Origin of the sequence: Mesorhizobium sp. M4B.F.Ca.ET.203.01.1.1 (assembly GCF_004791025.1) — a bacterium.
Taxonomy (GTDB): Bacteria; Pseudomonadota; Alphaproteobacteria; order Rhizobiales; family Rhizobiaceae; genus Mesorhizobium; species Mesorhizobium abyssinicae.
Map to the genome: position 1 here is coordinate 166657 of NZ_SRUO01000009.1, position 20973 is coordinate 187629.

The 20973-nt window shown below is 64.9% G+C and carries 23 protein-coding genes; 9 read left to right on the forward strand and 14 right to left on the reverse strand.

All coding sequences use genetic code 11. The features are described from left to right. Positions 1–27 precede the first annotated feature (27 nt). Complete coding sequence (locus EN846_RS20405) at positions 28–942, forward strand: LysR family transcriptional regulator (RefSeq protein ID WP_127285450.1); 915 nt, start codon at positions 28–30, stop codon at positions 940–942. A gap of 67 nt (positions 943–1009) precedes the next feature. Here EN846_RS20405 and EN846_RS20410 read toward each other — a convergent pair whose 3' ends face one another. Together EN846_RS20410 and EN846_RS20415 are read right to left on the reverse strand one after the other, a co-directional pair. Then, on the reverse strand, positions 1010–1552 hold the full coding sequence (locus tag EN846_RS20410) for a DUF2314 domain-containing protein (protein ID WP_127287014.1): 543 nt from the start codon (positions 1550–1552) through the stop codon (positions 1010–1012). Positions 1553–1744: 192 nt separating this feature from the next. Further along, entirely contained in the window at positions 1745–2839 is a 1095-nt protein-coding gene (locus tag EN846_RS20415) for a GH25 family lysozyme (RefSeq protein WP_127391159.1), read from the reverse strand. A gap of 243 nt (positions 2840–3082) precedes the next feature. Between EN846_RS20415 and EN846_RS20420 the strand changes: the two genes are divergently transcribed. Continuing rightward, the gene (locus EN846_RS20420) at positions 3083–3994 is read left to right on the forward strand and encodes a hypothetical protein (RefSeq protein ID WP_127391160.1); all 912 of its coding nucleotides are present in this window, start codon (positions 3083–3085) and stop codon (positions 3992–3994) included. A gap of 27 nt (positions 3995–4021) precedes the next feature. On the opposite strand, the gene EN846_RS20425 is transcribed toward EN846_RS20420, so the two are convergent. The 4 genes from EN846_RS20425 to EN846_RS20440 all read right to left on the reverse strand — a co-directional run bounded on the left by EN846_RS20425 (position 4022) and on the right by EN846_RS20440 (position 6228). After that, on the reverse strand, positions 4022–4234 hold the full coding sequence (locus EN846_RS20425) for a hypothetical protein (RefSeq protein WP_127287011.1): 213 nt from the start codon (positions 4232–4234) through the stop codon (positions 4022–4024). A gap of 128 nt (positions 4235–4362) precedes the next feature. After that, entirely contained in the window at positions 4363–4758 is a 396-nt protein-coding gene (locus tag EN846_RS20430) for a GFA family protein (RefSeq protein WP_127287010.1), read from the reverse strand. Between the two features lie 178 nt (positions 4759–4936). Then, positions 4937–5890 (reverse strand): alpha/beta hydrolase, encoded by a 954-nt coding sequence (locus EN846_RS20435; RefSeq protein ID WP_127391161.1) that lies wholly within the window; start codon positions 5888–5890, stop codon positions 4937–4939. Between the two features lie 89 nt (positions 5891–5979). Beyond that, positions 5980–6228 carry a ParB N-terminal domain-containing protein gene (locus tag EN846_RS20440; protein ID WP_126054808.1) on the reverse strand — a complete coding sequence of 83 codons (249 nt, stop codon included), beginning with the start codon at positions 6226–6228 and terminating at the stop codon, positions 5980–5982. A gap of 150 nt (positions 6229–6378) precedes the next feature. On the opposite strand from EN846_RS20440, the gene EN846_RS20445 reads away from it, so the two are divergent. The 5 genes from EN846_RS20445 to EN846_RS20470 all read left to right on the forward strand — a co-directional run bounded on the left by EN846_RS20445 (position 6379) and on the right by EN846_RS20470 (position 12082). Continuing rightward, the gene (locus EN846_RS20445) at positions 6379–8019 is read left to right on the forward strand and encodes a N,N-dimethylformamidase beta subunit family domain-containing protein (RefSeq protein ID WP_127391162.1); all 1641 of its coding nucleotides are present in this window, start codon (positions 6379–6381) and stop codon (positions 8017–8019) included. Position 8020: 1 nt separating this feature from the next. Then, a complete protein-coding gene (locus tag EN846_RS20450) occupies positions 8021–9403 on the forward strand; it encodes an aspartate aminotransferase family protein (protein ID WP_127391163.1) in 1383 nt (460 codons plus the stop codon). Positions 9404–9417: 14 nt separating this feature from the next. Continuing rightward, positions 9418–10347, forward strand: coding sequence for a 3-keto-5-aminohexanoate cleavage protein (locus EN846_RS20455; RefSeq protein WP_127391164.1), 930 nt, complete (start codon positions 9418–9420; stop codon positions 10345–10347). 209 nt (positions 10348–10556) lie between these two features. After that, on the forward strand, positions 10557–11057 hold the full coding sequence (locus EN846_RS20465; RefSeq protein ID WP_245478192.1) for a GNAT family N-acetyltransferase: 501 nt from the start codon (positions 10557–10559) through the stop codon (positions 11055–11057). Next, a complete protein-coding gene (locus tag EN846_RS20470; RefSeq protein WP_127391165.1) occupies positions 11054–12082 on the forward strand; it encodes a histone deacetylase family protein in 1029 nt (342 codons plus the stop codon). The genes EN846_RS20465 and EN846_RS20470 overlap by 4 nt, the downstream gene beginning before the upstream one ends. A 60-nt stretch (positions 12083–12142) precedes the next feature. Here the strand turns inward: EN846_RS20470 and EN846_RS20475 are convergent, their stop codons facing one another. From EN846_RS20475 to EN846_RS20485, 3 genes are all read right to left on the reverse strand, one after another. Next, complete coding sequence (locus tag EN846_RS20475; protein WP_127391166.1) at positions 12143–13408, reverse strand: cysteine desulfurase-like protein; 1266 nt, start codon at positions 13406–13408, stop codon at positions 12143–12145. A 39-nt stretch (positions 13409–13447) separates the two neighbouring features. Continuing rightward, complete coding sequence (locus tag EN846_RS20480; protein WP_127391167.1) at positions 13448–14515, reverse strand: aldo/keto reductase; 1068 nt, start codon at positions 14513–14515, stop codon at positions 13448–13450. Positions 14516–14635: 120 nt separating this feature from the next. Continuing rightward, the gene (locus tag EN846_RS20485) at positions 14636–15103 is read right to left on the reverse strand and encodes a hypothetical protein (protein WP_127286912.1); all 468 of its coding nucleotides are present in this window, start codon (positions 15101–15103) and stop codon (positions 14636–14638) included. A gap of 382 nt (positions 15104–15485) precedes the next feature. Between EN846_RS20485 and EN846_RS20490 the strand changes: the two genes are divergently transcribed. Then, a complete protein-coding gene (locus tag EN846_RS20490) occupies positions 15486–15650 on the forward strand; it encodes a hypothetical protein (protein ID WP_126054817.1) in 165 nt (54 codons plus the stop codon). 49 nt (positions 15651–15699) lie between these two features. Here the strand turns inward: EN846_RS20490 and EN846_RS20495 are convergent, their stop codons facing one another. Beyond that, positions 15700–16203: a DUF1993 family protein gene (locus EN846_RS20495; RefSeq protein ID WP_127286913.1), complete on the reverse strand. Its 504-nt coding sequence runs from the start codon at positions 16201–16203 to the stop codon at positions 15700–15702. Positions 16204–16319: 116 nt separating this feature from the next. Between EN846_RS20495 and EN846_RS20500 the strand changes: the two genes are divergently transcribed. Continuing rightward, the gene (locus EN846_RS20500; RefSeq protein WP_127391168.1) at positions 16320–17357 is read left to right on the forward strand and encodes a DUF1176 domain-containing protein; all 1038 of its coding nucleotides are present in this window, start codon (positions 16320–16322) and stop codon (positions 17355–17357) included. 18 nt (positions 17358–17375) lie between these two features. On the opposite strand, the gene EN846_RS20505 is transcribed toward EN846_RS20500, so the two are convergent. The 4 genes from EN846_RS20505 to EN846_RS20520 are packed head-to-tail and all read right to left on the reverse strand — an operon-like array spanning position 17376 to position 20967. Continuing rightward, positions 17376–18245, reverse strand: a complete 870-nt coding sequence (locus EN846_RS20505; protein ID WP_127391169.1) for an alpha/beta fold hydrolase — start codon at positions 18243–18245, stop codon at positions 17376–17378. Between the two features lie 59 nt (positions 18246–18304). Further along, positions 18305–19921: a molybdopterin-binding/glycosyltransferase family 2 protein gene (locus EN846_RS20510; protein WP_127391170.1), complete on the reverse strand. Its 1617-nt coding sequence runs from the start codon at positions 19919–19921 to the stop codon at positions 18305–18307. Continuing rightward, complete coding sequence (locus tag EN846_RS20515; protein WP_128346780.1) at positions 19918–20622, reverse strand: XdhC family protein; 705 nt, start codon at positions 20620–20622, stop codon at positions 19918–19920. Before EN846_RS20515 ends, EN846_RS20510 begins: the two co-directional genes overlap by 4 nt. A 6-nt stretch (positions 20623–20628) precedes the next feature. After that, positions 20629–20967 (reverse strand): XdhC family protein, encoded by a 339-nt coding sequence (locus tag EN846_RS20520; RefSeq protein WP_040593291.1) that lies wholly within the window; start codon positions 20965–20967, stop codon positions 20629–20631. Positions 20968–20973 lie beyond the last annotated feature (6 nt).

Sequence of the window (20973 nt, forward strand, 5' to 3'; positions counted from 1 at the left end):
AGCATGCATCAGGAGGATTGATGCGTCATGAGTTGGGAGCTGCCGCCGCTAGGCGCCATCCGCGTGTTTGAGGCCGCGGCGCGGCTGGGCAGTTTCACCAAGGCGGCCGAAGAACTCGGCATGACCCAGTCGGCGGCCAGCTATCAGATCAAGGTGCTGGAAGAACGCGCGGGAACGCCGCTTTTCATAAGAAAAACAAGACAGATCGCCCTGACCGAGGCCGGACAGCAGTTGGCGCCGCACGCATCAGGCGCATTCTCGGCCCTGGCCGATGCGTGGGTCGCGACCAAGGGCGGCGCGACCGGCGTGCTGTCGGTGACGACCATGGAGACCTTCGCAACGAACTGGCTGGCCGTATGGCTTGGAACATTCCAGTTGATGCATCCCGATCTCGCCGTGAAGGTGAACACATCGCCCCGCCTGGTCGATTTCACGCGCGAGGACATGGATGTCGGGATCCGCACCGGCACCGGAAAATGGCCCGGCCTGACGGCGCACTATCTCTTCAAGGCTGACTATACGCCGATGCTCAGCCCGCGACTGGCCGAGAGCGTGGGCGGCATCCACCGTCCCGAGGATCTCTACAAGGTGGCGCTATGCTGCGCCGACGATCCCTGGTGGAAAATCTGGTTCGAGGCGGCCGGCGTGCCGTTCGAGCCCGATCGCGTCATCGCGGGTCCGACGCTGGGGTCGCAGGCCTACGATGCAATGGCAGCGCTGACCGACCAGGGCGCCGCGATCCTCACCCGCAACATCTATAGCGCCCTGCTGGCCAAGGGACAGCTGATCCAGCCTTTTGAAGTGCTTGGATCCGATGGCGACGGCTATTGGCTGGTGCATCTGGAAAGCCGCCGCAATGCACCCAAGATCAAGGTGTTCCGCGACTGGGTGCTGGCCCAGACGGCCGAGATACGCGAGCGCGAAAGACGCGAGGCAAGGTAAGGCTAGGGTCAAGCTCGAGGATGACGACCGCGCGGGGTGCGACTCTCCTCCTCTCGGGGGAGTCGGATCAATCCTTGAAGGTGATGCCGTATTTCGCGGCCTGTTCCTTCGGCATGTCCGCAAACGCCTGGCGCACGGTATAGCCGCCGTAAACCTCGCCGCCGTTCTTGACCATCCAGTCCTCGACGTCGGCTTCCGCCACCGTCATGCGGTCGCCCATCTTGTATTTGGTGCCGTTGACCGGCTCGTCGGCGAGCAGGCCGATGAAGGTGCCGTCGCCCAGGCCGGTGAGCTGCATCCAGATGTGCTCGGTGGCGCCGTTCTGGGTCAGCGGGAACTTCACCGTGTAGGTGCCGGGCGTGCCGGCGGCCATCAGCTCGTGGAAGCGCGGCAGCGTCGAGTGGCCCTTGTTCTTGGCGGCCTGCATCGCCTTGTCTTCGGTGGAATAGGCGACGACGTTCTCCGTCATCGCGCGAGGCGCCGTCTGCGAGGCGCCCGGCGCCGCGGCCGGAATGGCCATCGGCTTGTCGCTCCGCCCGTGCCCGAGCGCATTGAAAAATCCGTAGCCGACAGCGGCCACGAAGACGATTGCCAGAACCGGATTGCGCATCGACCCCTCCATGCCCATTCATGCCGGGCCGCGCGGCGTTGCGCGCGGCATGCATGATCACGCGGATGTTACCAGCCGGGCATTGCAGGACCACTAAGGAAAAAGGTGAGTGGATCCTTAGCAAATCGCTGAAAATGCCGCCGGGGGATGGGGACGACGGCGGCCTGCCGGTAGTCGCGCCAGCCGGAACGCTCAGTCCGCGTCGGCGACGGTCGTCTGTCCGCCGGCCCATGCTCGCCAGGCGCGCTCGTCGCCATGGAAGACGTTGAGGTCGATGCGGCCCCTCACCCCGTGCGAAAGGCCGGAGCCGGAATACTGCCAGAACACCCATTTGCGGCCGGGATAGACCTTTGACGGATGGCGCGCCACGGCGCGCAGCCAGAACGGATAGTCGGGGAAGGCGCCGCGCAGATTGTCGCGATAGAAGTCGGGGCTGGTGTAGATGATCGGACGCTGGCCGTAATAGCGTTCAAGCTTGTCCATGAACACCTGCATCTTCTCCAGCACCGTGTCGCGCGACGGCCGCCGCTTGCAGGACGACTCGCCGTTCCATTCGACGTCGATCACCGGCGGCAGCGCGCCCTCGACCCGCGGCACATTGCGGATGAACCAGTCAGCCTGCTCGCCGGCGGTGCGGCACCAGTAGAAGAAATGATAGGCGCCGCGCTTCAGCCCGGCAGAGTCGGCGTTGCGCCAGTTGGTCCTGAACATCGGGTCGAGATGATCGCCGCCGTCGGTCGCCTTGATGTAGGCGAAGTTGGCGCCCTGGGCGCGCAGCTTTTCCCAGTTGACGTTGCCTTGCCAGCGCGAAACGTCGACGCCGTGCACGGCAAGGTGCCGGGGCGAGGCGCGGCCGAAATTGATCGGCTTGGCATCGCGGAAGCCATAGCGGGTGACGGGACCGGCCAGCATCGCGGGCGCCGCCCGCGACAGACGCTTCGGCGGCGCCATAAGGGCTGCCGGCTGGACCGGCGGCTCGACGCTGTCGGGCAGGTTCGGCGCGGGGAACGCGACCGTCTCTTCCTCGGCAAGACTGAACGGAGGCGCATTGTCGTCGGCCACCGGCTCCGGTGGCCGCATGCGCGCGTCGCCTGCCATCGATGTGGTCTCGAACGTCGTTTCCGTTTCGGCCGTGGCCTCGGCCGCCGCGACGGGCGCGCGCGGCCTGACGACGGAACTGGTGGTTTCGTTGGACGGCACCTGCAAGGCGTCCATGCCCGATGTGGACGAGCAGCCGGCAAGGCACAGCGATGCAAGCACAAAACTGACGACGCCTGAGAACCGCATCTGGACCTGTACACAAAACAAAACAGGCCGAGGGCGGATTGCCACCGGCAGATCCGATTCCTAACGAGAAATTACCAATAAAGTTTGAATCAACTTGTTAGGGATAAATGGCGGCTCGCCGGCGGCATCATCGGAATGTCCTCGGGGCAACGGTGTTTCCCACATCCTGCTTGACAAGCCTCGCCATGATATTATCCTCCACTAATCTTACATCGTAAGGTTAGGCTTTCGGGAGGAGAAGCCATGTCGTCCGCCCTGTCGGAACTGGAACCCGTCATAGTGCCGGTGCCGCATCCGCCGGCCATCGCGATCGAGGATGTGTCAGGCGATTTCAGCCGCGCCATCGAGCGCGCCGAGGTCAGTGCCTGGCTCGACCTCTACGCCGCGGCGCCGGCCGATTTCGCCGCGCAGCAAGGGCTTTCGATGGCGGCAGACGGCGACCTCGCCTGGACGACCTGCACGACGATCCCGTTCATCCATTTCAACTGCGTGAAGAATCTCGGCGTCGACAGCCCGGCTACCGAAAGCCAGCTCGACACGCTGCTGGCGCATTACCGCGCTGCCGGCATTTCGCGGCCCTGGTTCTACGTCAATCCGCACACCGAACCTTCCCGGCTCAGATGCTGGCTCGAAGCGCGCGGCCTGCAGCGCCAGGGCGGCTGGGAGCGTATCTATCGCGAAGCGGAGCCACTGCCATCCGAGCCGCTCTTCGCGGCCGACGGGGTTGCTGTCGAGCGCGTTACGAAATCAACGGCGGCGGAATGGGCCGGCTTCATCGACCGTCAGTATCGGCTGGCGACCTCACCCTGGCTGCTGGCGCTGGTCGGCCGCAAGGGCTGGCATCATTACATGCTGAAGCGGGACGGCGCGGTGGTGGCGGTGCGCTCGCTGTTCATCGGCGCCGACGGCGCGGCCTGGAGCGGCATCGACGCACCGGTGCCCGGCATCATGGCGCCGAGCTTCGATCTCGACGCGGTGCTTGGCGAAGCGCTGGTCCGCGACGGCCTGGCGGCCGGCGCGAAACTGTTCGTCGCCGACATCGAAGCGCCGCATGAGGAGCGCGACGGCCCTGCCTATCGCAACTATGCGCGCCTTGGCTTCAGGATCGCCTATTTCCGCAGCCATTACAGCTATTTGCCGGCTACTTCCAACTAAAGGATTCAGCTTGTTCTTGGAATTGCTTTAGACCCGCAGCCATTGCCGGAAACAGTTCTTGGCGACCATGTGGGCCGGCGGCACCATCGGCTGGCCGGCGCGCATGTCGTCAGCCGCGCCGCCGCGAGCCCTCTCGAGCAGGGTGCGAAGCTCCGCCGGCTGCACGCGGTCGCGCTCCATCACGAGCCGGACCATCGGGTCGTTCAAAAGCTCGTCCAGGGTGTTGATGCTCTCGCTCATCCGTCGCCTCCTCGAATGCCGGCCCGCGCACGATAGATAGGCAGCCAATGATGGCCCGCCAATGACGCTTTGCCGGCTATGTCGTGAATCGAAGATGAAATTTTTGTGCAGGACTGCGTCGAAATGAGTCAGGCCGGTGGCAGGCCCTCATATTGCGGCAGGCCGTCGTCCAACCGTACCCAGGGCTGCTTCGAGGCCGTCCAGAAATGCATGTCGGGCTTGAACAGGGAAGGATCGTCGAGCGAGCCCGAGGTGATGCCAAGAATGCCCCTGGAATCGCGCCTGGAAAACAGCGTCGCACCGCAGGCCGCGCAAAAGCCGCGCTTGAGGTCCGGCGAGGAGTTGACGGTCGCCACTTCGCCCTCGACGGTCACGTCGTCGATGCGAAACAGCAGCCGCGCGTTGAACGCCGCGCCGATCGCCTTCTGGCAGATCCGGCAGTGGCAGACGCGTTCGTTGATCGGCGCCACCTCGGCGCGGTAGCGCACCGCTCCGCACAGGCAGCCGCCCTGATATTTCGTCATCGCCGGTATCCGTTCGCTCGGGAAGAATGCCGGAACCGTAGCCGGGCGGGTCGCTGCGTCAATTCAAAAGCTTTTATGGAATGCCATCGTTTGCGATGATGCGACCGGCGCAGATGGCAGCGCGTCCAAAAGCACGCGGCCGCCTCCAGGGAGACGGCCGCATGAGATTGCCGACCCGCTATTCGGTTGCGCCGAGCATCTCGTCCCAGCTCTTCACCTTAGTCACACCGTCGAGGAAGGGCAGTGCGGTGGCGGGCAGTTCCGGCGCGAAAAAGATGTCGTAGTGGGTGCGGTTGGGGATGATCGCCAGCCGGTTCTGCGACAGGTTCTCGCGCATCCAGCCGGCATCCTTCTGGCCGCCGCCGAGCATCTGGAAGAACTTGATCTCGTGCTCGGGCTTGTACATGTCGCTGTCGCCGTAGACGAGCATGACCGGCATGTTCAGCTTCGGCACATCGGCCGAGAAGTCGCGCTCGTTGCGCATGAAGTTGCCGAGCGTGTCGAGCAGTCTCGGGAAATCGTCCGGATGCGGCGCCACGGCGACGTAGGATTTGTACATCGGCGTATCCTTCATGAACGGGGCCGCCGCCGCGCTCACCTGCGCCTGCTGCGGGCGCATCTCGTCGTAGAAGCCGTTGGTGGCATAGCCCGTCGACACCATCACCAGCCGGCGCACCGCCTCCGGGTGCTGGACAGCCATGCGGAAGGCGACGCCGCCGCCCAGCGAATAGCCCATGACGTCGACCTGGTCGTAGCCAAGCGCCTTGACGATCGCCGCCATGTCGTCGCCCATCGCTTCGACACTGAACGGCCGCTCGCCAAGCGCGGTGCGGCCATGGCCCTGCAGATCCACGGCGATCACGGTGCGATGCGCGGCGAATTGCGGCAGGACCGGCGCGAACATGTCGGTGGAACCGAGGCCGCCATGCAGCAGCAGCAGCGGCTCGCCCTTGCCGTAGATGGCGTAGTAGTAATTCAGGCCGTCGATCGGCAGCAGGCCGGATCTCTCCGGCTTCACAGCGGCTTTGGTGGCAGCGGTCATGGCAGGCTTTGTCTCCTCGGATTGTGCATCTGGCGCGGTAATCAGGGCCACGGCCGAAGCGAGCATGGCGAAAAACAGGTTCTTGGGCATTCGGTCTCCTCCAGTTGTGCCCCAAGGACGCGACGGCAGAGCGCAAGCCGACATGGCCGCGAGAAAATTTGCAGCAGATGTGAAATTGGCTAGTGGCGCTTGGCCTGCACCAGATAGGCGTCGATCTCGGTCTCGCCGAGCCATTTGGCGGCTTCCAGCCGGTGCAGGCCTTCAACCAGAATGTGGCGCTTGCCGTCATGGCGGACCTGGATCGGCATTTTCATACCGTTTTCGAGAATGTCCTCGGCCAGATGGCGGACGGTTTCCGGGTGGAGCGTCTTGCGGCGCGCGGCGGGCACATAGATGTCGTCGACCTTGACCTTTTGCACGCGCAGCATCTTGGCTCCCGGCGCTGAAAATTCGCCCTGACATGAGATAGTCTGTTTGCCGGATATGGCCAAGGGCAAGCGGATGCTGGCCCGATCGTTTCCAATTGACGCTTGGCCGGCCAATGGTCTCAATGGCGGCCTGTTGGTTTCAGGTGTTCATTGACGCGACTGCCGACCGAATTCCCCGATTTCGGGCTGACGCCCGAGCAGCGCCGCGAGGCGGTGCGTGGCCATTACTACGAATGGCCCGGCATGGACGGCGCGCGCGGCGAGATCTGGTGCTACAGCGACCGTTTTTCGTACCGCCCCGGCGAAACGGTGGCGTTACATGTCAGCGCGACGGCGCCGCAATTCGGCATCACGATTGTTCGCGACGGCGGCGCCGAAACAAGGGTGTTCGAAAAAACCGGCATCGCGGCGCGCTGGCAGGAGACGCCCGACCAATGTTCGGTCGAAGGCTGCGGCTGGGACACTTCCTTCGAGTTCCGCATCGGCGATGCCTGGCCGTCCGGCGCCTACCGCGTCACGCTCACGGCCGAGGGCCGCGACGGCACGCCGATCCAGAGCCATCACCTCTTCATCGTCACGCCCCTGCCCGGCAAGAAACCCGGCCGCTTGCTGCAGGTCGCGGCGACGGGAACCTGGCTCGCCTACAACACGTGGGGCGGCTCCAACCACTATCAGGGCATCACCGGCCCGAACCGGGACCAATACGCCACGATGGTGTCGACGCAGCGTCCCTGGTGCCGCGGCTTCGTCGTGCTGCCGAAGGAGGCCCCGCGCGTACCGCTGGAGATCGCGGTGCCGCCGAAGACCGTGCCGCGATATCCGCACATGGAATGGGCCTTCGCCACCGGCCATTCGAAGAAATACGCCTCGTCCGGCTGGGCGAGCTATGACAGCCATTTCTTCCGCTTCACCGAGCGCGCCGGCTACGCGATCGATCTCGCCAGCCAGCACGACTTGCACTTTGCGCCCGATATCCTCGACGGCTATGACTGCGTCGTCTTCGTCGGCCATGACGAATACTGGACCTGGGAGATGCGCGACGCGGTCGACGCCTATGTGGAGCGTGGCGGCCACGCGGCACGCTTTGCCGGCAATTTCATGTGGCAGACCAGGTTGGAAGACGAGGGGCGGCGGCAGGTCTGCTACAAATACCGGGCGCGTGCCGAGGACCCGGCCTATCGCGGCGGCGACGTGACCCGCGCAACCAACTCCTGGGAAGCGCCCGAGATCGGCCGGCCGGGTTCGGCAACCTTCGGCCTCAATGCCACCAGGGGCGTCTATGCCGGCTGGGGCGGCTGCGCGCCGCGCGGCGTGCGCGGCTTCCCGGTCTATCGCCCCGAACACTGGGCCTTCGCCGGCACCGGCATCTATTACGGCGACCTGCTCGGCGCCGACAGCCATGTCTACGGCTATGAGGTCGACGGGCTGGATTTCGAGATCCGCGGCGGCCTGCCCTACCCGACCGAGCAGAGCGGCGCGCCGGACGGCCTGCAGGTGCTGGCGGTCGGCATGGCGAGCCAGGTCGAGGAAAGCGCGGACATCCCGATCGAGGACCAGTTCCTCACCGACGAGGATGGTCGCTTCACCGCCGAGACGCTGTTCGGCGAAGCCAGCGACGCCAATCTCGACAAGGTCAAGCGCGGCAACGGCATGATCGTCAATTTCCCGCGCGGCAAGGGCGAAGTGTTCCATGCCGGAAGCTGCGAATGGGTCGCCGGCCTGCTAAGGCAGGACGCGATGGTCGAGCGCGTGACCAAAAATGTCCTCGACCACTATCTCGGAAAGTCCTGACATGCCGAAACCGCAAGTCCAGAATGCAACTGACGCCGAAGCGCGGCCGCCGTCGCATCTGTTCTATCTGTCCAGCCTGCGCCGGCCGCTCGTCGAGCGTGCCGAGGGCATCTATTTCTGGACCAAGGACGGCCGCCGCTTCATCGACGGATCGAGCGGACCGATGGTCGCCAATATCGGCCATTCCAACCGCAATGTGCTCGACGCCATGAAGCGGCAGATGGACAAGACCACCTTCGCCTATCGGCTGCATTTCGAGAACGAGCCCGCGGAAGAGCTGGCGCGGGAGCTGGCCGGCAAGCTGCCCGCCGGCATGGACCGCATCTTCTTCGTCTCCGGCGGCTCCGAGGCAACGGAATCCTGCATCAAGCTTGCCCGGCAATGGGCGGTTGCCACCGGCCAGCCCAAGCGCTGGAAGGTGATCGCCCGCTTCCCTTCCTATCATGGCGGCACGCTGGGCTCGCTCGCGGTCACCGGCGACGATGCGCTGGCCGAGACTTTCCTTCCGATGATGCGGGCGATGCCGACGGTGCCGGCGCCGACGGCTTGGCGCGACCGCGACAACCTCTCGCTGGAACAGCGTGGCATCCGGTATGCCGACATGCTCGAAGAAAAGATCCAGGCCGAAGGGCCGGAGAGCGTGGTCGCCTTCATCATGGAACCGGTCGGCGGGGCGGCAACGGCCGCTCTTGTCGCGCCCGACAGCTACTATCCGCGCATCCGCGAAATCTGCGACCGCTACGGCATCCTTCTGATCCATGACGAGGTGATGAGCGGCGCCGGCCGAACCGGCAAATTCCTCGGCGGCGACCACTGGAACTGCAAGCCGGACCTGGTCGCGCTGTCGAAGGGGCTGGGCTCGGGCTACGCGCCGCTCGGCGCGCTGGCCGCACCGAAGCGGCTGGTCGAGCCGCTGCTTGCCGCCGGCGGCTTCCAGCATGGCCACACCTATGCCGGCAATCCGCTCGCCTGCGCCGCCGGGCTCGCAGTGCTCGGCGAGATGGATCGTCTCGACCTTATCGCGAACGCCGCCGCCATGGGCGACGTGCTGATCGGCGAACTGAGGGCGTTGCAAAAGCGCTTTCCCTTCATCGCCGACGTGCGCGGCAAGGGCCTGCTGCTCGGCGCTGAGATGGTTGCCGATCCGGAGACGCTGACGCCGATCGCGCCGGGCAAGAAGGCGACGCAGCGCCTGCTCGACCTCGCTTATGAACGCGGCCTCATCATCTACGGCCGCAAGGTCAAGGGCGGCGTCGACGGCGACAATTTCATGGTCGCGCCACCAATGATCATCACGCGCGAGCAGATCGGCGAGATGATCGCCATCATCGGCGACTCGCTGGCAGCGCTCGCCGCCGAACTCGACCTGCCGGTCGAAAGCTGAAGGGGTAGAACAAGATGGCGACGAGAAAAGTCATCATAACCTGCGCCGTCACCGGCTCGGTGCATACGCCGTCCATGTCGCCCTATCTGCCGGTCACGCCAGACCAGATCGCCACGGACGCCATTTCCGCCGCCGAAGCCGGCGCCTCGATCCTGCATCTGCACGCCCGCGATCCGAAGGACGGACGGCCGACCGCCGACCCGGAAGTGTTCATGCAATTCCTGCCGCGCATCAAGCAGGCGACCGATGCGGTGATCAACATCACCACCGGCGGCTCCTCATTGATGACGCTCGACCAGCGGCTCGCCGCACCGCTCCGGGCCGAGCCGGAAATGTGCTCGCTCAACATGGGCTCGATGAATTTCGCCATGTTCCCGATGCTCGACAAGCCGCGGGAGTGGCAGCACGAATGGGAGCCGAAACTGCTCGAGGCTACCCGCGACACGATCTTCAAGAACACGTTCGCCGACATGGAGACGGTGCTGGAAAAGCTCGGTAAAGGCTGCGGCACGCGCTTCGAGTTCGAATGCTACGACGTCGGCCACCTCTATTCGCTGGCGCATTTGCGCGATCGCGGCCTGGCGTCTGGGCCGCTGTTCCTCCAATTCGTGCTCGGCATTCTGGGCGGCATTGGCGCCGATCCCGACAATCTCATCCACATGAAGCGCATCGCCGACAAACTGTTCGGCGACAGCTACCAATTCTCGGTTCTCGCCGCCGGCCGCCACCAGATGCCGCTGATCTCGATCGCCGCCGCCATGGGCGGCAATGTCCGCGTCGGGCTGGAGGACAGCCTCTACGACGGGCGGCAACTGGCGAAGTCGAATGCCGACCAGGTGCGGCGCATACGCTCGGTGCTGGATGGCCTGTCGCTGGAGGTCGCGACGCCCGCGGAAGCGCGCGCAATGCTGGCGCTGAAGGGCGGCGACCGGGTGGCGTTTTGAAGTGCGGGGGGTGAGATGATAGCGCCCAGCCCTACCCCCCTCTGGCCTGCCGGCCATCTCCCCCTCAAGGGGGGAGATTGGCAGCTTCGACGTGTCTGCCTCTTCTCCAGCTTTGGCGATTGGCGAAAGCCTCGGCGACATCCGATCTCCCCCCTTGAGGGGGAGATGTCCGGCAGGACAGAGGGGGGTGCCTTGGCGCCCCGTCTATCGTGAGCAAGGCAATCACCCTTCGCCCGGGCACAATCGACGACGTCGACACCATTTACGCCGCGCTTCTCAAACTCGGCACCCATATCGGCGCGCATCAGGAGATCACCTCGACAGCGGATGACCTCCGCCGCTACGGCTTCGGCGAAAAACCCGCCTTCTCCACCTTGATCGCCGAGGTCGACAGCGAATTCGCCGGCCTCTGCCTGCACTTCCCGATATTCTCGACCTGGATGGGGCGTCCCGGCGTCTATGTGCAGGACCTCTATGTCGAGGACCCCTTTCGCGGCCGCCGGATCGGCGAAAAACTGTTGCGGCGCGTGGCGAAGGAATGCCGTGCTGCAGGCGGCGTCTATCTCAGGCTCTCCGTCGACACGGACAACGAAACCGCCAAGGCCTTCTATGAAAGGCTGGGCATTGGCTGGTCGAGCTACGAACAGACCCAGAAGATCGTCGGCGACGCCTTCTTCGCCTTTGCGGATGCACCAGAGGACAGCGCATGAAAACCTATTATGCCGAGGAACAGAAGCGCCACGATCCCAAGGCTTTTCTCTCCAGCGGCGCCCAGCAGCCCAATCCGGAAAAACCCGAGCGCATCGAGAGATTGCTGGCCGGCGCGAAAGCCGCCGGTTCGGCGATCGAACGGCCGCGGAACCATGGGCTGGGTCCGGTCGCGGCGGTGCACACGCCCGAATATCTCGACTTCCTCGAGCATATTTTCGAGCGCTGGCAGCGTATCGAAGGCGCCTCGGCGGAAGTGATCCCGAACATCCATCCGATCGCCCGTGGCGGTTCTTATCCTGCGTCCGCCGTTGGCCAGGCCGGCTACCACATGGCGGACACAGCGTGCCCGATCTCGGCCGAAACCTGGAACAGCTCGCTGTGGAGCGCCTGGAGCGCCGTGGAGGCGGCCGAAGCGGTGATGGCGGGCGCGTCTTCGGCCTACGCGCTCTGCCGTCCGCCCGGCCATCATGCCTTCGTCGACGTCGCCGGGGGATTTTGCTTCATCAACAATTCGGCGGTCGCGGCGCAGGTGCTGCGAAGGAGCGCGGCACGGGTGGCGATCCTCGATGTCGACCTGCATCACGGCAACGGCACGCAAGGTATCTTCTATGCAAGGCCGGACGTGCTCACGGTGTCGCTGCATGCCGATCCGGTGCGCTTCTATCCGTTCTTCTGGGGGTATGCGGACGAGCGCGGCGAAGGCGCCGGCCTCGGCTACAATCTCAACCTGCCGCTGCCGCGCAAATCCGGCGACGCTGCGTTTCTCGAAGCGCTCGCGACCGCCTTCCGGCGCATCCGCGCCTTTGCGCCGGAGGCGCTTGTCGTGGCGCTCGGGCTCGATGCTTTCGAGGGCGACCCGTTTGGTGGCCTTTCCGTCACGACGCCCGGCTTCTCGCGCATCGGCGAGGCCATCGCCGGGCTCGGCCTGCCGACGGTGATCGTCCAGGAGGGCGGCTATCTGTGCGACGCGCTCAGTGACAACCTCACTGCTTTCCTGACCGGCTTTGGCGGCAAGCAGCGATGAGCAATTCCAGGAAAAGTGCGTAGCGGTTTTCCGTCCGGAATTGCGTGAAGGCAACGTGGCTCAGGCTCGCTGCTGCCTCAGCATGGCCACGACTCGGCGCACGCCTTCCAGCGTCTCGTCGATCTCGCCCGCCGTGTTGTAGTGCGCGATGCCGATGCGCACGACGCCCTCGCCGGCCGGAATGCCGAGCTGGTGAACGATCTCCCAGGCATAGTTGTGGCCTGACCAGAGGAAGATATTTTCGGCGTTCATCTGCCGCACGATCGTCTCCGGCGCGATGACCTCGACGGTAAAGGACACGGTCGGCACGCGCTCGCCGATCCGCGCCGGATCGGTGATGCCGTGGATGGTCAGGCCGGCAATGCCAGACAGGCCGTCGATTAGCTTTTGCGCCAGCGTGTTCTCGTAGGCGATCGACACTTCGAACGCCCTGGCGATCCGCTGCCGCCGCGAGCCGCCCTCGCCCGCCGCCGCGCCGAGATCGGCGAAATAATCGACCGCCGCGCCGAGACCGGCCATCAGTTCGATCTGCGGCGTGCCGAGCTCGAAGCGTTCCGGCAGGCCGTTGGACGAGCAGCGGCATTTGTAGGGTTTCAGCGCATCAATGAGGTCGCGGCGCCCCCACAGGATGCCCATATGCGGGCCGAAGAATTTGTAGGCCGAGCAGACGAGGAAATCGCAGCCGAGCGCCTGCACGTCGACCAGGCCATGCGGCGCGAACTGCACGGCATCGACATAGACCAGCGCGCCTGCCTGCTTGGCTACGGCCGTCAGCGCCTTCACCCGATTGATCGAGCCGGTGAGGTTCGAGGCATAGTTCAGCGCCACGAGCCGCGTCTTTTCCGAGAGCAGCGCACTCAACGCCGCTTCCTCGACCTGCCAGCTTTTCTCGTCAAACGGCAGGAAGCGCACGACGAGGCCAAGGTCCTCGGCAAGCTGCAGCCAGGGCGAGACATTGCCCTCATGATCCATGCGGGTGACGATGATCTCGTCGCCTGGCTTCATCGCGCGGCCGAGCGTGCGCGACATGTGGTAGGTCAGCGTCGTCATGTTGGCGCCGATGATGATCTCCTCGGCGCTCGCGGCACCGAGGAAATCGGCCATTGCCGCATGCGCGCCGTCGACCACTTCCTGCGCCGCCAGCGTCGTTTCGAAGAAGCCGCCGAGATTGGCGTTGGTGGTAAGCAGGCAGCGCGACACGGCGTCGGCCACCGCCTGCGGCACCTGCGTGCCGGCCGGGTTGTCGAGATAGATGCGGCGGCGGTCCTTGTCGGTCAGCGACAGCGCCGGAAATCTTCCCCGCACGGTTTCGATTGGAAAGTTCATTGCCGTCCCCTCCCTTTTGTTATCGTTGGACAATTCTGGTCAAGGGCACGGATTGCCGACGCGCTGATGAACCCCATCGATCGCCTTCTGCATCTCCTCGGTCCATCTGACCTCGGCCGAGGACAACGCCGTTTCCAGCTGCCAGATCGCCGTCGCGCCGATGATGTTCGAGGTGACGAAGGGTCTGCTCGAGACATAGGCATTGGCAAACAGCGCCGGCTCCATGCCGAAGGAGCGCGCCAGCTCGTTGTATTCGAGCAGGACTTGCGCCGCATTCGGCGTCTCGTAGCGCTGGCCACGGTTGAAAAGCTGCGAGCGCGAGCCTTGCGGGCGCGCGCCATGGTCGTATTTGCCGGTCAGATAGCCCTGCGCCAGCGGCGAATAGGGCAGGAAGGCGATCTGCTCGCGCTCGCAGACCTCGGCGAGGTTCACCTCGAAGGTGCGATTGACGAGGCTGTAGGCGTTCTGCAGCGAGACGGGCCGCGGCCCGACGCCCTTGTCGGCCTCGCCAAGGAAGCGCATGACGCCCCAGGAGCTTTCGTTCGACAGGCCGAAATGGCGGATCTTCCCGGCCTTCACCAGTTCGTCGAAGACGCCAAGCGTCTCGGCGATCGGCGTCTCGCCTGCCGGCGCGCCTTCGGTGTCGGCGCGTCGCGCCACCGCGCCGACGCGCGTCGGGTTGGCGCCCCAGGGAATGTCCCGTTCCGGCCAATGGATCTGGTAGAGATCGATGTAGTCGGTGCCGAGCTTGGTCAGCGACTTCTCGACGGCGTCGAAAATGTCGGCGCGCGCCAGCTTCGACGGGCGGTCGCCGCGAAACCAAATGTTGCCGGTGCGACCGACCACCTTCGAGGCGATGATCACCTTGTCGCGATTGCCGTTGGCCTTCATCCAGCTGCCGATGATCTTCTCGGTCCGCCCCTGCGTCTCCGCCTTGGGCGGGATCGGGTACAGCTCGGCCGTGTCGATGAAATTGACGCCGCGCTCAAAGGCCAGGTCCATCTGCGCATGGCCTTCGGCCTCGGTGTTCTGCTGGCCCCAGGTCATCGAGCCCAGGCAGATTTGAGACACAAGAAGATCGGTCCGACCGAGACGGCGTTTATGCATGGGAATTTCTCCGGCGGGGAACTTTTTTGCGCGAAGCGCAGGAGGAAATCCGACCATAAAGCAAAGGGCGGGTGTTCTCCAAGCCCGGCCCGGACGACTTTTGCGTGAACTTGTAGAGGGCTAGCGCCGGGCTCCGGCCACGGCGCGCCGCTTGGCTTCATCGATCAGCATGTTGGCCACCTGCATGCGGATCATGGCGCGCTGGCGCAGATGCGGGGCAACGCGGTCCGGGTGGTTGGCGAAAGCGAAGCTGCGCCGCATGCGGCCGAGGTCGGCGCTCTTCACCGGATGATCGAGGCCAAGCTCGGCGGCGATCGCGTCGGGGTCGATCGGCGGCAGTTTTTCCTCCGGCCTTGCCTGCTCGCCGGCCAACGCCAGCTTGGCCTGATCGAGCAGCGCGGCGAATTCGGCGGCGAGATCGGCGCCTGCCTCCCGGTATTCGGCCGCGAACGTCTCGCCGGCAACCTTGATGCGGCCGGAATGAAGCTCGTCCGCCACCGAGAGATAGTCGAACGGAATTGTCGGCCGCGCCGCCGCCTCATCGCCTGCCTCGGCCTTGTCGGAGGCAACGAAGAGATCGTCGAGCAAGGACGCGAAATCCCGCTTGGCTCCGGTGCCGATGTCAGCCTCCCGTCTCGTCAAGCACATATGTGAGACGGTCGCACCATAGAGCTTGCTCGTTAAAAATGAATGCCTTCGACGTTAACCAGTTTAGCCGTTCGCCAGCGCCATAGCAAAAAAGCCGGACTGCATTTCATGCAGCCCGGCAAGGTCGCCAGGAGTGGCGAGGAAAAAGCCGGCCATGGGCCGGCACCACGCCTACGTTCGACAGACCGTAAAAGTTTCAAAAAAAATCGATTGTGACGAAAAAAATCGTCCGGGCATGGCTGCCATGCAATTGCTGCACTGCACAATTTTAATATTCGCCCTATATGTTTGAGTCGGGAGGACCAACTAGGGGCCATGGATCATGGGGTTCTTCACCGAAATGTTCGCGCGGCCGCGGCCGCAGGACCATCAGCGCTACCGCGCAGCCTTGGCGCTGCTGCATTCAATGAGCAATGCCGACCGCGCCGACATCGGCATCAAGCCAGCCGATTTCCCGCGTATCGCGCGCGAAATGTCCACGCGCTGAGTCTGTCCAGCAAGAGGTTTCCCGGCAGCACCGGGAAACCTCAAGACTTTCAACGTCCCAGAAAAACCGCCTTGCCGAGTGGCACGCCGTTGTGCCGCAGGATGTCGTAGGCGGTGGTCACGTGGAAATAGAAGTTGGGCATGGCGGCGTGGAGCAGGTATAGCAAGCCCGGCATCGAGACTTCCCGCCCGCCGAGCCGGAGTTCGATCGTGCGCTCTTCCGAGTTATTCAGGTCGGCTGCCGAAAACGTCGCCAGATGATCGACCGTCTTGGCGATGCGAGCCTGCAGGTCGGCGAAACTCGCTTCATTGTCCTCGTATTTCGGCACCTCGCGGCCGGCGAGCCGCGACGGCGCGCCCTTGGCGTGATCGGTGGCGATCTGCACCTGCCTGGTCAGCGCGAACATGTCGGGGGCCAGCCGCGCGGTCAGAAAGACCTGCGGGTCGATCTTGCGATCGGCCGCGTTCTGTTCGGCCAGCGACAGCACATTGGAGAGTGACTTCAGCCTGGCCGAAAACACGGGCACCGAGGCGTCATACATCGAAATCGTCATCTTGCTTTCTCCCAGTCGAGCGACGGGAGCTAGCGCTTCCACAAGCGATTCTTCAAGCGTCACCGCGCCGCCGCAATCACCATGCTAGGTGTTTCCATCTGGAGTGGAGGATCCCGATGAGATGCGCCTTTCTTGCAGCGACCGCCTTCTTCGCCATCGCCGTAACGGGCCAGCAGGCGCTCGCCGCCGACCCACCCTATATCGACGATCGCTCGGACGCTGCCGCTGTCATCCGCTCGCTCTACAGCGCCATCAACCGGCATGAATTCGCCCGCGCCTGGGGCTATTACGGCGATACCAAGCCGGCAAAGGATTTCGACGCGTTCGTCAAAGGCTATGACGGCACCGATACGGTCGAGGTGAAGACGGGCGCGGTATCCGACGAGGGTGCAGCCGGCAGCATCTACCACAATGTCCCGGTCGCCATCCAGGCGACCGACAAGAAGGGCGAGGCCAAGGTCTTTGCCGGCTGCTATACGCTGCGCCAGGTCAACGGCCAGATCCAGGAACCGCCGTTCCAGCCGATCGTCATCGACAAGGGCGCACTGAAGCCATCGACCGCCGATTTCGAAGAGGCCGTGCCGGCAAGCTGCGGCGACGGCCCGCCGCCGCCGAAGAAGGACGAGGCGCTGGAGCAGGCGAAGCAGGCGTTCGCTGCCACCTATGCCGGCCAGTGCGACAAGGAGCTGTTCGAGCAGGAGCCCGAGCTGTTTTCGATCAAATACAAGGACAAGAGCGCGGCCGAAGGCGACCCCGAGCGGGAAACGCGGCTCTTCCATTTCGCCTGCTCGGCCGCCGCCTACAATGAAAGCTCCATCTACTACATCTACGACGACGTCTCGGGCGTCAGGCAGTTGCAGTTCGCCGAGCCCGAAATGGACATCCGCTACGCGAACAACGACAGCGACGGCAAGGTGGAGAGCATGCACGTCGTCGGCTTCCAGGCGACAGGCTGGGCCGTCAATTCCGCTTACGACGACGCCACCAAGACGATCACCACGTTCAACAAGTGGCGCGGCGTCGGCGATGCCTCGTCGTCGGGAACCTACCTGTTCCGCAACGGTGATTTTTCCCTCGTCCAGTACGACGTCGATGCATCATACGATGGCGAGCAGAACCCGCAGGCCGTCGTCGACTACAACACCGCGCCCTGAGGCAATCCCGGTTTCACGTCACGGCGCCTTGGAGAGCATCCAGTTGAGCGTGCCGCGCCAGTCGGTCATGCGGATCGGCGTGCCGTGCGTGCCGGTCTCGAAGCGGACGAAGCGGGTCGGATAGGGATAGGCTTTTGACTTTGCAATGATGGAGCGGAAGAAGGCTTCCTGCTTTTCCACGGGAAATACCGGGTCCTTGCTGCCCTGACCGAAGAAGACGGGCACATGGCGCCTGAAGGCGGGACTGGCGAGAAAGCTTTCGTCCCACAGCGAACCGAGCAGCAGCAGCCCGTCGATGCGTCGTCCGGTGTCGTTGCGCGCGGCAAGCTTCCAGCACAGCGATCCGCCCATCGAGCCGCAGGCGACGAAAATCTTCGCGCCCGGGGACTTCTCGGCGTAGTGATCGATCAGCGCCGCAACCTGGGCGGCGCCCTTGTCGCCGAAATCGGGGAAGTCCGGCGACAGATAGAGGCCGCCATTGGCGGCCATCAGATTCTTGAGGCGGTTGAAATTGCCACCGAAGGTAAAGTCGTCGACACCTTGCTTTCGGCTGCCACCCTGCCCGTGCAGGTAGAGCACGATGATGCCGGCGCCCTCGGTCTTGCCGACGGCAACATGCCTGACATCGCCCGCGTCCGTCTTCAGCATCAGGTCCTGCTGCAGCTTGCGCACGCCGGTGTCGGTATATTCGCCATGGACGCGCTTTTCCGGCACCTCGTCGCGCTGGTTGATGTCGCGCATCTCGCGATAGTCGATGACGGTGTAGGCGCCATTGTCGCCGGACGACAGCGTCGCCGGATAGGCGAACAGATCGTCCTTGTAGGGTTTTAGCTCGAGCGCGCCGGCATCAACAGCGGACAGCGAAAGAGCGATCGAGGTTAACAGCATGCGGGAGACTTGAAAGCGATTGGCCATGCCGCAGGCATGCGTGCTTCGGCTTCGCTTTGTCAATCCTGCAGCACGCCGCCGGCGCCTTCCAGCGCCTCGCGCGTATCGACGTCGACCGAGGCGGCGTTGCCGATCTCGACATCGACGACATCAAGGCCCCCGGCCTCGACCAGGTGGCGCGCGCCGGTGTCGCCTTCGAGATGGGCGATGGCCCCGAACAGCGAACGAGGCAGCAGCACCGGATTGCCGCGCCGGCCATCGTGCGCCGCGCGCACCACCGAGCGGCCGCCGGATCTGCGGAAGGCTTCGATAAGCCGGTCGAGATCGGCGGAGGACACGCCGGGCATGTCGCCGAGGACGATCATGGCGCCGGCGGCATCGGCCGAAACCTTGGCGATGCCCGCCTTCAATGACGAGGACAGGCCGTCGGCGAAATCGGGATTGTCGGCCAGGATGACATCGAGACCGCTTAAAGTGGCGAGCACCCGCTCGCGCTGATGGCCAGTGACGACAATGGTGCTGGATGCCCTGGAGCCCAGTGCTCTCTCGGCGGCGCGGCGGACCAACGGCTTGCCGTCGAACAGTGCCAGCAGCTTGTTCGGCCCCCCCATGCGGCTGGAGCGGCCGGCTGCCAGAAGCACGATCTCGACCTTCGGCCCGGCTCCCTCGCGCTTTGGCGACGGTTCGCGCGGCTGCGGCCGGGTCGGTATCTCCATCAACAGCCCGCCGACGCCCATGCCGGCGATGTCGCCGGCCGTCACGTCGAGGCCGGCGATCAGCCGGTCGAGCACCCAGTCGAAGCCGTTCTCCTTGGGGCTGCGAGCGCAGCCCGGCGCGCCGATGATGCGCTTGCCGGCAAGCGTGCCGAGCACCAGCAGATTGCCGGGATCGACCGGCATGCCGGCGCGGACCACGCTGCCCCCCGCGTGTTCGATCGCTGCAGGGACGACGTCGGCGAAATCGCTCATCGCGGAGGCGCCGAAGATCACCACCATATCGTTGTCACGGACGAGCGCAGCAGCCGCTTCCGCGACGGGCGCGACCTCGTGCGGCGTGCGGCGCTCGGCGGTTAGATGGCTGCCCGAGCGCGTCAGGCGCGCTTCGGTGATGCGCAGCGTCTTGTCGAGCACGCTCGGTTTGACGCCGGGCAGCATTGTCTGGATGACGCCGATCCGCATCGGCCGATAGGCGTTGACGGCAAAGATCTCGCCATCGGCGCAGATCCTTGCCACCCGATCGACCAGGCTGCCGGCGACGGCGAAGGGAATGATCTTCACCGTCGCAACCATCTGGCCTTTCTCGACCGGCGCATGCTGCGCCAGCGTGGCGATGGTGATGGTCGGATCGACGGCATTGATGGCGTCGATCATCGCGCGGTCGACGGTGAAGACGCCGGCCGCCTCGGCGTGCAGATTGACCCGGCCGGTCGCGGCGGGCCTGGCCTCCACGTTGCGATGGCTCATGCCGGCGGCGATCCGTTCCGCCGCCGCGTCCTCGCCGAGATCGTCGGGCGCCAACACGGCCGCGACCACCTCTGAAATGCCGGCCGCTTTCAGCGCCGACAGATCATCGGCGCTCAGCCTGTGCGCCTTGCGGAAGCGCCGCTCTCCGGCCTCTGTGGCGTGCGCCAGCACCGCGCCTTCCGCCTCATCGATCGGAACCGGACCGAATTTCACGCCACGGCGCCTTTTGCTTCGAGGCCGCGCGAGCGGAAGGCGTGGATGGTCTGGGCGAGCACCGCGACGGCGATCTCGGCCGGACTTGCCGCGCCGATATCGAGGCCGATCGGCGCATGGATGCGGGCGATCTGGTCGGCGCTGGCGCCGAGCGCCAGCAGGCGTTCCACGCGCTTGGCATGCGTCTTCCTGCTGCCGAGCGCGCCGACATAGAAGCACCTGGCGTCGAGCGCTGCCTTCAATGCAAAATCGTCGATCTTGGGGTCGTGGGTGACGGCGGCGAGCGCCGTGTAGCTGTCGAGGGGCTGGCGCGCCAGCACATCCTGCGGCCATTCGGCATGCAGCACGACATCGGGAAAACGCTCCGGCGTGGCGAAAGCGGTGCGCGGGTCAATAATCTCGACGGGGTAGCCGGCGATCCTGGCCATCGGCGCCAGCGCCTGGCTGATATGGACGGCGCCGATCACCACGAGGCGGGGCTGCGGCAGATGCGCGTTGAGGAAGAAGGTGCGCCCTTCCGCCTCGACAGAGCCGGAATTACCGGTGCGAAACGCCCTGGCGATCGCCGCTCCCAATTCGCCGGCGACTGGATCGCCCTCGCGCACGATGCGGTCGCGACCGTCGCCGAGGTCGGTGACCAGGATCGCCGCGCGGCGGGCGCGGCGTTCGGCATTCAATGTTTTCAGCACATACGGGTCCATGGCACCCTAACCAAGCCGCTCGACATAGACCTTGATGCGGCCGCCACAGGAGAGACCCACCTGCCAGGCGGTCTCGTCGGCGACGCCGAACTCCAGCATTCTGGCCTTACCCGAGCCGATGACATCGATCGCCTCGGTCACCACCGCGCCCTCGACGCAGCCGCCCGAGACAGAACCGTGGAAATTGCCGTCGGCGTCGATGACCAGATGGCTGCCGACCGGGCGCGGCGCCGAACCCCAGGTCTCGACCACGGTCGCGATGGCGACATCCTTGCCGTCCTTCATCCAGCCCTCCGCGATGATCAGGGGATCGCGGGCCTCATCGAGATAGATGCTGTTTTCCATGACTGC